The sequence below is a fragment of the Rhodovibrio salinarum DSM 9154 genome, from assembly GCF_000515255.1.
GTDB classification, from domain to species: domain Bacteria; phylum Pseudomonadota; class Alphaproteobacteria; order Kiloniellales; family Rhodovibrionaceae; genus Rhodovibrio; species Rhodovibrio salinarum.
Genome location: NZ_KI911559.1, coordinates 4013358 through 4026213, shown reverse-complemented (window position 1 = coordinate 4026213; position 12856 = coordinate 4013358). Strand labels below are relative to the sequence as shown.

The 12856-nt window shown below is 58.5% G+C and carries 12 protein-coding genes; 5 read left to right on the top strand and 7 right to left on the bottom strand.

The window, feature by feature from the left end:
* Positions 1-219: 219 nt before the first annotated feature.
* The 5 genes from RHOSA_RS0118735 (at position 220) to RHOSA_RS0118725 (ending at position 5923) form a co-directional block, all read left to right on the top strand.
* A complete protein-coding gene (locus RHOSA_RS0118735) occupies positions 220-1278 on the top strand; it encodes a polysaccharide biosynthesis protein (RefSeq protein ID WP_322786844.1) in 1059 nt (352 codons plus the stop codon).
* A gap of 210 nt (positions 1279-1488) precedes the next feature.
* Positions 1489-2235: a sulfotransferase domain-containing protein gene (locus tag RHOSA_RS24935; RefSeq protein WP_081728841.1), complete on the top strand. Its 747-nt coding sequence runs from the start codon at positions 1489-1491 to the stop codon at positions 2233-2235.
* Between the two features lie 352 nt (positions 2236-2587).
* Positions 2588-3271, top strand: a complete 684-nt coding sequence (locus RHOSA_RS25310) for a hypothetical protein (RefSeq protein ID WP_156092832.1) — start codon at positions 2588-2590, stop codon at positions 3269-3271.
* On the top strand, positions 3268-4590 hold the full coding sequence (locus tag RHOSA_RS24930; protein ID WP_081728840.1) for a lipid II flippase MurJ: 1323 nt from the start codon (positions 3268-3270) through the stop codon (positions 4588-4590). The genes RHOSA_RS25310 and RHOSA_RS24930 overlap by 4 nt, the downstream gene beginning before the upstream one ends.
* A gap of 250 nt (positions 4591-4840) precedes the next feature.
* Positions 4841-5923 carry an IS5 family transposase gene (locus tag RHOSA_RS0118725; protein WP_027289866.1) on the top strand — a complete coding sequence of 361 codons (1083 nt, stop codon included), beginning with the start codon at positions 4841-4843 and terminating at the stop codon, positions 5921-5923.
* Between the two features lie 99 nt (positions 5924-6022).
* Here RHOSA_RS0118725 and tnpB read toward each other — a convergent pair whose 3' ends face one another.
* The 7 genes from tnpB to RHOSA_RS0118690 form a co-directional block, all read right to left on the bottom strand.
* On the bottom strand, positions 6023-6379 hold the full coding sequence (gene tnpB / locus RHOSA_RS23655) for an IS66 family insertion sequence element accessory protein TnpB (RefSeq protein WP_200371923.1): 357 nt from the start codon (positions 6377-6379) through the stop codon (positions 6023-6025).
* 11 nt (positions 6380-6390) lie between these two features.
* Positions 6391-6756 (bottom strand): IS66-like element accessory protein TnpA, encoded by a 366-nt coding sequence (gene tnpA, locus RHOSA_RS0118715; RefSeq protein ID WP_200371924.1) that lies wholly within the window; start codon positions 6754-6756, stop codon positions 6391-6393.
* Positions 6757-7284: 528 nt separating this feature from the next.
* Positions 7285-8454 carry a mandelate racemase/muconate lactonizing enzyme family protein gene (locus tag RHOSA_RS0118710; protein WP_027289864.1) on the bottom strand — a complete coding sequence of 390 codons (1170 nt, stop codon included), beginning with the start codon at positions 8452-8454 and terminating at the stop codon, positions 7285-7287.
* Positions 8455-8496: 42 nt separating this feature from the next.
* On the bottom strand, positions 8497-9558 hold the full coding sequence (locus tag RHOSA_RS0118705; RefSeq protein ID WP_027289863.1) for a tartrate dehydrogenase: 1062 nt from the start codon (positions 9556-9558) through the stop codon (positions 8497-8499).
* 40 nt (positions 9559-9598) lie between these two features.
* A complete protein-coding gene (locus RHOSA_RS0118700) occupies positions 9599-10054 on the bottom strand; it encodes a tripartite tricarboxylate transporter TctB family protein (RefSeq protein WP_027289862.1) in 456 nt (151 codons plus the stop codon).
* A gap of 6 nt (positions 10055-10060) precedes the next feature.
* Positions 10061-11590 (bottom strand): tripartite tricarboxylate transporter permease, encoded by a 1530-nt coding sequence (locus tag RHOSA_RS0118695; protein WP_027289861.1) that lies wholly within the window; start codon positions 11588-11590, stop codon positions 10061-10063.
* A 126-nt stretch (positions 11591-11716) separates the two neighbouring features.
* Complete coding sequence (locus RHOSA_RS0118690) at positions 11717-12673, bottom strand: tripartite tricarboxylate transporter substrate binding protein (RefSeq protein ID WP_027289860.1); 957 nt, start codon at positions 12671-12673, stop codon at positions 11717-11719.
* Positions 12674-12856: the final 183 nt, after the last annotated feature.

Below are 12856 nucleotides of genomic sequence, written 5' to 3'. Positions count from 1 at the left end.
GGCGACATGTGCTTTAGGAGATGCAACCGCCAGATAGCGTGCCGGCGTTGCGCGCAGCGGCCTGCATGGTGCGTCGGTGTGTTCTGCATCCCGCGCGCTGAGCGGGTCGGTACGGTTGCGAACGACCGTACTTCCTGGGAGAAGTGCTCAGCAGGCGGCCGTTAGCCACCCGCGGGGAGACGAACGCTTACGGACATGGCGGAACGGAGAACTCTGAAGTTGGCAGAACGTGGCCCAATCGCCCGGGCGTCCGACGTGCGCGGCGGATCTATGGCGGATAAAGTGGTGTTGATTACTGGTGGCACGGGTTCGTTCGGCGGTGCTATGACCCGGCACCTGATCGACGAGGGTTGCGGGGAGATCCGCATACTTAGCCGGGACGAAGCCAAACAGGACGAACGCCGGCGCGAATGGGCGCATCCCGCGCTCAAGTTCATGCTGGGCGACGTCCGCGACCGCGAACGCGTCGCGCGGGCGGTCGAGGGCGTCGACTACGTGTTCCACGCCGCCGCGCTTAAGCAGGTGCCCAGCTGCGAGTTCTTTCCGACCGAGGCAGTGCAGACGAACGTGCTGGGTTCTCAGAACGTGATCGAAGCGAGCGTGGCGCAAGGAGTGAAACGGGTCGTGTGCTTGTCCACGGACAAGGCCGTCTACCCGATCAACGCGATGGGCATGTCCAAGGCGCTGATGGAGAAGACGGCGATCGCGGCCGCGCGCGAATACCGGCACACCGATACGGTCGTGTGCTGTGTGCGCTATGGCAACGTCCTGTATTCGCGCGGATCGGTGATGCCGTTGTTCGTGCGTCTGCTCAACGAGAACAAGCCATTGACGATCACGAACCCCAAGATGACGCGTTTCCTGTTATCCTTGGAGAATGCGGTGCGGCTGGTCGACTTCGCGTTCGAGAACGCCCAGCCGGGCGACCTGTTCATCCGCAAAGCTCCGGCGTGCACCATCGAGACCTTAGCGAGGGCCTTACAGCAGCTGGCGGGCGCGGAGACCGAGCTCAAGTACATCGGGACCCGCCACGGGGAGAAGCTGTACGAGACCTTGGCCACCGGAGAGGAAATGTTGCGGTCGGAGGACATGGGCGAGTTTTTGCGGATCGGGATGGACGAGCGAGACCTCAACTACACGACATTCTTCGACGAAGGGGTGACGAAGGGCGCTCATCCGGACGACTACCATTCGCACAACACCGAGCAGTTAGACGTTGATGAGGCCGTGGCAGTCCTACGTGAGATCCCGGAACTCTGCCGCGATCTCCGACTCTAATCAAACCAACATGGGGGCGACCTGCTTTGGAATGCCGTCAAACCCCAAAAAGTTAAGAGGTAATGGTCGCCGAATGTGCGTAACCAATCGTTTGCAGGGAAGGGGTAGCCAAAATTCACATGAGTTAGCGGTGCACTTCTAAATTCGATTTGCAGGCAGTACCTATGTCTGTGGAAATGTAAAAAATATTACTGCGAACGGACGAACCCAATGTTAGTGATCTGCTGTGGAATGCCGAGGTCTGGCTCAACGCTTCAGTTTAATATTGCGTCTAGAGTTGTTTGTGAAGTTCAAAGCGGTCAACGTGTCCCATGGCGTAGCCAGGAGGATTGGCGCAAGGCCGGGGAAGAACTTCGTCAAATGGCGTTGTCGGATCAAATATACATAATAAAAACGCACCTGCCATCTGGGATGGCACGCGATATTGCGGACGAGACTAAAAGCGTGAAGTTTCTATATGTACATCGCGATATTCGCGATGTTGTCGCGTCTCTAAAAATAAAATTTAAATTTTCCTTCAAGCATGCGTTACGCCGAGTTTCTGAGTCCTTGGACCTTGAGGAATGGTTGATGACGCGACCACAATCAGAAATACTAGTCCAAAATTATGAAGAACTTCTTAACTCACTACCATTGGCAATCAAGAATGTAGCTAATTTTTTAAATGTCCACTTAGATCCGAACATTGTACAAGACATCGAGAAGGAGTTAAATATTGAAGAGGCATATAGCCGGTCACGTAAACGGAAAGTGCCTTTCGAACACCTCCGCCGACGTATAAATTTCGTTCTTGGGCGTAAAGCAAATTTTGCTGATGAAGAGCTTATGCTCCATCCGCAGCATGTGTCAGGTCACAAAGGCGCGATTGGTATATGGCGAGATCATTTGACGGATGACGAGTTGCAAGAAATAAAAAGAGTGTTTGGCGAGAGGATGTTGAGGGGCGCTCATGATTGACTTGATCCCATCAGTCACTTACCACAAGGAGTGGCCGTTTGAAACATGTGAATTCATCGGGCCATCCGGATATTTTTGGTCCACGGGTCGATGTTTGTTTCATAGTAACACAATTTTTGGGCCTTCTAGACGAATTGCTGTAGTTCCAAGGCCAGCACTCCGTCGATTGTTGGGATCGACTCAGTTGCTCCGACGGCTGTCGCGAGAAACCTTTTACAACGTCTTGCCATTATCGGATGGACGTGTTTTTTTTAGTTTTGGCTCGTGCGTTGGTTGGATTCAAAATAACCATGTGCATTTTATAAACGGTCGGGAAAGAGCTACGAAAGTGCTTCGTGGCGGATGTGCGAGGATGCCTGACGGGAGCATTGTTTTCGGCGAATATTTTTCAAATCATGCACGAGAAGCGGTCAATGTATATCGTGTCAGGCCTGGAGAATTAAATGTGGAGATTGTTTACAGATTTCCCCCAGGTGAAATCCGTCACATACATTCGATTAACTGGGACCCATATACTGAACGGGCGTTCGTGGCCACTGGTGATATCGGTTTAGAGTGCCGGATCGTGGCGTTTGACAGCGATTTTAAAAATTTTGAAACGATAGGCTCTGGCACAGAGGCATGGCGGGCTATAAGTCTGGAATTTTCTCCCGACTCTATATATTTTGGAACCGACGCGGAGTATGAGCAGAATTATATTTATAGGTATGACAGAAAAAGTCGAGATACACATGTTTTATCGAAGGTGAATGGACCTATATTTTTTTCAGCAGCCCTAAATAGTGGTTGGGTTTTTGCGTCTGTAGCAGAGATGTGCCCAAGTCAATGCACTCCAAATGCTGCTCTGTACTACGTTGACGCTATCACAAATTTCGTGAGTCCCGTAATAAAATTTGAGAAAGATTGTCTTCCTAAAAAATATTTTCAATTTGGTATGCTTAAGCTGCCGTTGTTGGAAAGTCCGGTAAATACGCTCCCGGTCACCGGTATGGCCGTGAGAGGGGTGCGCGCGACTATGGCTTTGATTCGCGAATGAGTGTGCGGATAAAGAAAAGCTTTTTCGTTCCGATCCTGGTAACTATGGGATTGGTTGCCGGATTTTTTAGGGAAATCCTTATTGCATATTATTTCGGTACGTCACGCGAAGTAGAAATATTTCGGGTAGCGTTTGCATTGCCGAGCATCTTGTCGGAATCCATAGCGGTATCTGTGGTTTCGGTACTCATTAGAAATTTAGTTCCGATGCGACGTGGATCGTTCATGTCAGGTCTGCGGCAGGTAGTTTGGGGAGGAGGGCTTATAGCGACAGGTGTGACGCTCCTGGGGATTGTGTCGATGCCTGCTCAGGCCTTGCTGTTGGCTCCAGGCATCAGCGGAGCGCAGCGCGAACTCCTTGTGATGATCGGGCGGATTTGTTGGGTTATGAGCCTTTTTGTCATCATGGCTTTGCCCTTGCGGGCGCTAATGAGTGTGCGAGGGCGCGTATGGCCCGGCGCCAGTAGCACGTTTGTTCGGTCTGCTGCTTTCGGCATCGTGATGATCGCTCTGATAACCGCAGCCGGCGAAACGGCCATCAGTTTCGCAGCGTCAGGGGCCGTCGCCGGAGGGCTGGCGGTTCTTGTTTTGCATGCGCTTGCACTAGCTCCAACCGATCGTAGGCGTATAGCCCTGACATTTTTTAAGAGACCATCGTTGGACGAGATGTATACAATCCCAGCGGCGGTTATGTCGGTAATTGTCACCCAGTTGTTCCTTTCCGGTGGGCGGATGATTGATCGCGCAGTGGCGAGTACAATGCATCCAGGAACCTTGGCTGCTGTTGAGTATAGTTACGCAATTTTGATGGCAGCTGCTGCAATATTAGCAACTTCAAGTAATATTGTTCTCGCTCCAAAAATCGCGAAAAATATTTCGAGATCAGGTATGCATCCGAATATTCCAAGACAATTTAAATTAGCAATTTTTGGCATCTGCGCGTGCGCTGTACTTATTGGTCTCAGCTTGACGTTTTTGGCGAGGCCAGTAGTTAGTTGCGTATTAGAGCGTGGTGCATTCACAGAGAGTGATACGATATTAACAGCTGAAATATTATCTTTGCACGCACTAGCACTTGGCCCTCTGGTGTGCTCTTTGATCTTAACTCAAATCGTGATTCTTCGAGACATGCAGGGCTATTTATTGGGTGTGGCAGTGGTTAAGTTTATAATTAAGGCTGTGGCGCTCGCGGCCCTATTGGAGGCTGGGTTTGGGGCAGCCAGTCTGCCGCTCAGCCTACTTGTGGCGGAATGTTGTATGATGCTGTCGTTATTCGGCGTGTTAGCCCGGCTTTCCCACCAGCGCTGCAGGCCGGTGTAAGGTAAGCGGCGCGAGCGCACCACCGGCGTAAGGTAAGCGCCTCCTACGGACCATTTGATCGTCGGTTTTCTCCAGCCGCCTGAGCACGGCATGGCTGGCTGCTCCAGGTTCAGGAGTAAGCGGCCGCTCAGGGCCGCCTTCCATGGAAGTCCTTGCGCCGTAAGGTGGACACCTCCGGAAACCCGCTGGCGCGGAAGCGCTGGGCGTGATTCCATGGCTCCTGAGGCTGGATAAGGTTCAGGGGCAATGAATGGCGGGACAGCCGGGTTTCTGGGACGTCGAGGATCGCTTGCGGCAGCTATCGGCGCGTGGTGATCCGCTGGAGAAGCTCAGTGCGACCGTCGACTTCGAGCTTTTTCGCCCTGATTTGAAGGCCGCCGTTGGGCCGCGCGATGTGAGCAAGGGCGGCCGCCCGCCATTCGATATCGTGCTGAAGTTCCGGATGCTTGTGCTCCAGGCGCTTCATGGCCTGTCGCTGGACCAGACCGAGTACCTGGTGCGCGACCGGCTGAGCTGGATGCGCTTCTGCCGGCTGGGACCTGGCGACGTTGTACCGGACGCCAACACGCTCTGGGATTTCCGCGAGCTACTGATTGCCGCCGGTGCCCTCGACGCGTTGTTCGCGCGCCTGGACAAAGCGATCACGGAGGCGGGTTACCTGCCGATGTCGGGTCAGATCATCGACGCGACGCTCGTCGCCGCCCCACGCCAGCGCAACACCGACGGGGAGAAGGCCGCGATCAAGGCGGGCAAGCGCGCTCGCGAGATCTGGCCGGAGAAGCCCGCAAAGGCGCGGCAGAAGGACGTCGATGCGCGCTGGACGGTGAAGGTCTCCAAGGCCAAGCCAGCCGAGGACGGCACGCCGCGGATCGACATCGCGATCCCGACCTTTGGCTATAAGTCGCACATCTCCATGGACCGCCGGCACGGCATCATCCGCCGGCAGAAGGTCACGGATGCCGCCGCGCATGACGGCGCCCGCTTGCGCGAGGGCCTGATCGATACGACCAACACGGCATCGGACGTCTGGGCAGACAGCGCCTACCGGTCGGTGGAGAACGAGAGCTACCTCGCCGGGATCGGCAAAGTCAGCCGGATCCATCGGCGCAAGCCGAAGGGCAAGCCCATGCCACGACAGATGGCCAAGGCCAACGCCAGGAAGTCAGCGGTGCGCGCGGCCATCGAGCATCCGTTCGCCCACCAGAAGGGGCCGATGAGGCTGGTGATCCGCACCATCGGCCTCGCCCGCGCCGAGGCCGCGATCACACTCGCCAACATGGTCTACAACATGAAGCGATGGTGCTGGCTTGACAGGCGAAGTGCGACCGCATGACGGCCGATCCTGGCAAGACGCCTGACCGTTGAACCGAAGCCGAACCAAAACCCCCGCCGGCAGCGCACCCAGCAAATCTACGCAGCCGCGATCATCGCATCAGGCGCGCCGGGGAGCCGGTTTCCGGAGGTGTCCATTTGCAATGTTTGTTGGCCACAGTTCTCGGTGGCGTCGTATGCGCTCGGAGTTCAGCGGCCGCGCGTCAACGCCCAGGGCCAATGGGGCGTACAGGGCGCTTACGATAAAGCGGCCGTGCTCGAGGCGCTTGCTGTAGAGCGACAGGCCCACCCCGTCGTGCCAGACGATCTTCAAAAGCGAACCCGTGCGCCCGCGAAAGCAGAACAGATCCCCGGCGTGCGGATCCCGACCGAGCCCTTCCTGGAGCTGCCGGGTCAGGCCGTTCATGCCGCGGCGCATGTCCGTGACCCCGCCGGCCAGCCAGACCTTCACGTCCATCGGAACCGGGATCATCGTCCGTCCACCACGGCCAGCACGCGCCGCAGCGCCTCGGCATCGACATCCGGGCCGACCGTGACCCGCCGGCCGTTCGTCAGCGCGATCTTCATCTGCCCCATTGGATGGGCGCCGCCTTCTCGGCGGTCCTGCTGCGGTGTCTCGACCACGGTCGCCTGGATGAAGGAGGGTGTCTGCTCGCCATCCGTCAGCACGCCTTCGCGGGCATCGCGCCGCCAGCGGTGCAGCAGGGCTCCCGAGATCCCGTGCCGGCGAGCCGTTGCGGATGCTTGGCGGTGGCCGCGGTAGCTCTCCTCAACGATCCGGAGCTTCTCCGCGTCGCTCCAACGATGCCGCCGGCCGGTGTCGACGACCTCCATTCGGCGGGGCCCGATACTGTAGCTATCACTAGGCATAGAGACAGTTCAAACCGACGCCGGCCCACCGTCACGCGCTCAAACCGCGGTCCTCACCGGATGGGTACGGCGTTGCTGGCCCACGGCCGACGCTACAACCCGGCGTTCGTACCCGCTCCGCCTGTCGCGTGAGCAAGCAGTCCGGTTGAACAAAACACGAGACCGACGAGACCCACCGATGTCTGCGAACGGAGAGCACTAAGACGGACCAACAGTCGACTGGCGAACCGGTAGCCTGATGATTCATCTGGCTTGAAAGCCGCCCATCTTATCAGGACCAGTTCGCGCGGATCCCGTCTCGGCCAGGGCCGAAAGCGCCCATCTGAAAGGCCGAATAGATTGCAGCAGACTGCCCTGGACTGTCAGTGAATTTCCGTCTTGCAGGCCGGGGCGGGCCATAGATTGAATCACGAAACGCTTCCAGCGGAAAGACCCTTGCGAGAGTCCCGCTCAGCGGGCGCTGGTATAAGCCACTGTGCTAAAACGTCCGTTCTATTTTCCTAGAGATTGATCAAACACCTGCATCAGGTTTCGCTTGTCCTCAAACCCGATACCGATAGCGTCAGGGATTGCGACGCGCCCCTGTTCAATCGGCGTAGAGTCCGCGAAGCCACCAAAGGGTGCAAAGACTTTCGGGTAGGACTCATTACCCCCGAGCTTCAAGCCCGCGCAGATGTTTAGAGCGAATTGGTGCCCGCCATGCGGAACGCAGTTGCGCGGCGAGAAACCCCGGATCTTCAGCTCCTCGAGCATCCGCATATACTCGACCAGCCCATAGGACAGGACAGGGTCCATCTGCAAAACATCGCGATCGGCACGCATGCCGCCATAGCGGAGCAGATTGCGTACGTCCTGATGCGAGAACAGGTTCTCGCCGGTCGCCGTCGAGCCGGCGTAAGTCTCGCAAACCCGTCGTTGGACCTCGTAATCGAGTGGGTCGCCTGCCTCCTCGTACCATTTGAGCTGATAGGGGTTGAGGCCACGAGCGTAGGCGAGCGCCGTCTCGGTATCGAACCGGCCATTCGCATCAACAGCCAAGCAGGCATTGTTGCCGACCACTTCGAGAGCTGCGTCGATCCGGCGCAGGTCCCCTTCCAACGGCGCGGCGCCGATCTTCATTTTGGTCGCAGTGTAGCCCGCATCGAGATAGTTGCGCATCTCTTCTTGCAGGCTGCGGTGATCCTCCTGCGGGTAGTAATATCCGCCGGCAGCATAAACCGAGACCGTTGGATCCGGCGTTCCATCGCCATAGCGCTCAGCCAAGAGAACGGCCAACGGTTTGCCTTCGATCTTGGCGACGATGTCCCAGACGGCCATGTCGATAATGCCGACTGCGACCGAGCGCTCGCCATGACCACCCGGCTTCTCGTTTTTCATGACGGTGTCCCAGACCCGGAACGGGTCCAGGTTGCGTCCGGTTTCATCGCACAGACTCGTCGGATCGGCTTCCATGAGCCGGGGGAGAAACCGCTCCCGGAGCAGTCCACTCTGCGCGTAGCGACCGTTCGAGTTGAAGCCGTAGCCGATCACCTTGCGGCCACCGATCGTGACGTCCGTTTCAAGCGCCAGGACGGAGACGTCCATAGAGGCGAAACTGATGAAGGCGTTCTCGATCTCGGAGGCGATCGAGACACGCTGCTCGCGCGCGTCTGTGAGTTTCATCGTCGAGCCTTTCCGGAAGATTCCGAATGGGGGTGTCGGAGCCTAGCTCTTGAGTTCAGCCAGAACGCGGTTGGTTAAGGAGCGCGTCGTCGCCGTACCGCCAAGGTCCGGCGTCACCACCTTGCCTTCGCCACTCACGGCCTCGATCGCATTGAGGAGGTCCGCCGCCGGCGTTGTCTCTCCTAGGTGGTCCAGCAGCATGGACGCTGACCAGAGCGCGGCGATCGGGTTGGCGATACCCTTGCCGGCGATGTCGGGCGCCGATCCATGCACTGGCTCGAACATCGACGGCTTCTCACGAGTAGGGTTCAGGTTAGCCGAGGGGGCAACGCCGATACCCCCGGCCACCGCGGGTCCGAGGTCAGAGAGGATGTCGCCGAACAGGTTGCTGCCCACCACCACGTCGAACCAATCCGGGTGCGCTACAAAGTGTGCCGCAAGGATGTCGATGTGATACTGGTCGGTTGTCACGTCCGGGTAGTGTTCAGCGAATTTAGCGACGGCCTCGTCCCAGAACGGCATCGTATGCTTGATGCCATTTGACTTAGTTGCTGAGGTAACGTGCTGCTTCGGTCGCCTGCGAGCTTGGTCGAAGGCGAACTGCAGAACCCGCTCCACGCCCTTCTGGGTGAAGACCGTGGACTGCATAGCAATCGCCTCGTCCGTACCGTCGTATAACCGGCCGCCAATCTCTGAGTACTCGCCTTCGTTGTTCTCCCGGACAATGAGGAAGTCGATATCCTCTGGTCCACGATCGCGGAGGGGAGATGACAGGCCGCGCAGCAGCCGCACCGGACGCAGGTTCACGTACTGCCGGAAGGTGCGTCGGATGGGGATCAACAGGCCCCACAGCGAGACATGATCGGGTACGCCTGGATAGCCCACCGCACCCAGAAGGATCGCATCACTCTCGTCGAGCGCCTCGAGCGCGCCATCCGGCATCATGACGCCGTGTTCCAGGTAGTAGCCGCAGGAGTAGGGATACTCCTCGAAGTCGATCGAGAGGCCGGGACGGCTGGACAGCTGCTGCAGGGCCCGGACGGCTTCCTGTGTAACTTCGCTGCCGATCCCATCACCGGGAATCACCGCGACCTTATAGCTCATCCAAGTCCTCCCTCTTGCTGCAGCCGATCCGTCTCTTCGGCTAGATGAACATGCCTTCCGGCAAGTCGACGTTCAGGATGTAGGTGAATGCCAGGTAGAAGATCGTAATCAGTGCGGCGATGATCGGCAGGGATGTTGCGAACATCTTCCGGGTCAGGCTTCCGTGTGCGTAAGCGAGGTAGCTCGTCACCGAGACAAAGACGATGCTGGTCGCGACGATGAATCCGAGGATGCGAATGCCAAACCACCAGATCAGCAGCACCGCGATCATGGCGAAAAGTCGCTTGGGGTTGCCTTCGATGACCACCTCGCGCTCCGCTGGCTTGGCGACCCCCTTGATCACGAGCCCGGTGCATAGAACGCACATGATGATCAACACGGCCTGCGGAAAAATCAGACTCAAGCGTCCGGGTAAGCTTGTCCCGAACCACAAGACGCCAGCGAACGTGAAGCCGATGACGGCCGTGGCCAGGTCGGTATTGATTGGGATACGCATGGCCGCTTATTCCCTCGGGCTAGGGGATTTAGTTGCCCCGCGCCTTTCCAGCCATTGCGGAAGCAGGGCCGTGAGGGCACTGAGCACCACAAGCACGGCAAGCACGATCGACAGTGGGTTCTTCACAAGGGCGAGCTGGGGCACTTCATAGGCCGCGCCCGTAAGTACGGCCTGGACATAGCCCTGTTCAGCGATTCCGCCCAGAATTAGTCCCAGAACGATCGGCGGCGCCGTTATGCCCAGCAACCGTAGGAAATAGCCGGCTGTCCCAAGCACCAGCATGATGAGCACGTCCAGCATGCTGTTGCGGAGCGCGAAGGTGCCCAAGATCGTGACCATGACGATGCTTGGCACCAGGAAGTAGACCGGCGTGCGTACGACCGCGCGCTGAATGAGGCGACCGCCGAGCAGGCCTACGGGCAGGAGTAGCAGCGCGCCCAACCCCATCGAGAGTATGAATCCGTTCGTGAGCGTCCCGGTTTCGGTGAAGAGATCGAGCCCTGGACGCAAACCATGGAGCAGTAGAACGCCGAGAATGATGGCGTCGGGTGGTGCGCCCGGAATGCCGAGCGTCAAGAGTGGCACCATGCTACCGGCAACCATGACGTTGTTGCTGGATTCTGATGCAACGATGCCGTCGACGTTGCCCTTGCCGAAACTGTCCGGATCGTCCGAGAAACGCCGAGCCTCGTTATAGGCAACGAGGCTGGTCACGTTGCCGCCCGCACCTGGAACAAGGGCCACAAGCTGGCCGATGATGCAGGAACGGATGAGGTTGACCGGGCGCGTGAAAATTCGCTTGGCCACGCTCACGATCGACACGTTCTGGCGCAGCTTGGCGACCTCCTCTGGAACGGCCCCGCGCACAGTTGCAGCCATCGACAGGATTTCTGGGATCACGAAAAGCCCGATCAAGGCGACGATCAGCTCTACACCGCCCTGCATGGCTGGTAGACCGAAGGTGAAACGGGTTTCGCCCCCGACCGGCGCCACGCCGATTGTCCCGAGCATGATTCCGATACAGCCGCCCGTTAGCCCTTTCAGCAGGGATCCCGCGGACAAGCTTGCCACCAAAGTCAGGCCCAGAAGGGCCACCCAGAACATCTCGGCAGGCCCGAAAGCCACGGCGAGCCTGGCCAGCGGGGGCGCCAGTAGGAGCAGCGCAGTCACACCGACCAGGCCGCCAACCACCGAAGCGATCGTCGCCGAGGCGATCCCTTCGTAGGCGCGCCCCTGTCGCGCCATCGGATAGCCGTCGAATGTCGTCGCAATTGATGACGGCGTTCCCGGGGTGTTGATCAAGATGGCCGTGAACGCGCCGCCATAGATCGAACCCATATAGACCGCGCCCAGCGCGATCAGGCCCTGCAGCGGCGGCATAGAAAACGTAAACGGAAGCAGCACAGCCAGCGCCATTGTGGCCGTCAGGCCCGGTAACGCGCCAATGAATAGGCCAGCCGTAACCCCCACGAGGGAGGTCAGCAACATAACCGGATCTAGGATGGCCACGAAGGCTTCGTAGAGAGACGATTCCATCGTCGGCGACCTAACGAACTCGTGCGAGCGCAGCCGGCGCACGTCTACGCGCGCGCGGCGACGCTGTTACGGGCGCCGGCCGGGCGCTGTATCAGCGCAGCGTCCCGGCCGGCTCCAAGTTGTAGGCTAGTTGGACTGCTGGGCCTCGAGGATCGGCCCGTAGGCTTCGCGCAGCTGATTGACCAGCTCGTCGGCGTCATCGCCGGTGATATCGGTCATCACGAAACCGAGCGGCCGCTGCTTCTCGGCGATGCGCTTGTTGGTCTTGGCAAACGCCTCGCGCAGCGTGTCGATGGCCTCCTGTGGTGTGTCTTCCGGTACGGCCACGCCACGGTAGGCGCCGCCAACGATGTCGTAACCAAGCTCTCGGAAAGTCGGCGCATCGGGCAGGGCGGACACGCGATCTTCCGAAGAGACGGCCAGAACCCGGCCCTTATCCTCAAGCTGAACGCCCAGCATGGTGTAGTTCATGATACCGGAGACGTGACCGCCCTGGAGTGCTGCCGGCAGCGGTCCGGTGCCGGTGAACGGGATGTAGGTGACATCGATGTCGGCCTCGCGCTCCAGACGAAGTGTCTCGAGATGGTTCGCGCTGAAGGTGCCGCTGCCGCCAAGCGTCACGGCCTGCGGGTTTTCGTCGGCGTACGATACCACCTCTTCTAGTGACTCAAATTGGCTCTCCTGCGGAACGATCAGGGCGTTCGGCGTCTGGTGAAAGAACGTGACGATCTCCCACCCATCGGTCGTGTAGCCGGCATCCTCGCGGAGGATCGGCTGAGCGATGATGTGCGGAATGTTGATTCCGATAATCTCGTGGCCGGTCGGCTCGGCGTTGTTCTGAAACTCACTCCAGCCCACAGCGCCGCCACCGCCAGGGCGATGCCGGATGTTGACGTTGACCCCAAGGATTTCTTCGAGGTGCTGTTCCTGGAAACGAGCCGTGACGTCGGACTCACCGCCTGGGTCAAACGGGATCGTGTAGGTGATCGGTCCTTCAGGAAAATCGGCTTTTGCGCTCCCCGCGCTGATACTCACGGAGGCCGCCGCGATAGCTACGGACGCGATCAGCAATTGTGCCTTCATGAGGCCCTCCCACTATCGTACTGAACAGGCTTTTCTTTTTATTTCCGGGCGCGACGCCTGCACCGTCGGCTGGTGAAATGCATCGCTGGGGCGTTATCCCGTACCATACCGAGCTCAACCTGTAAAAGATGTAAAATAATACCCAGGGCGCCCCCACCCACTAACCGGGTGAGCCCTAGATGC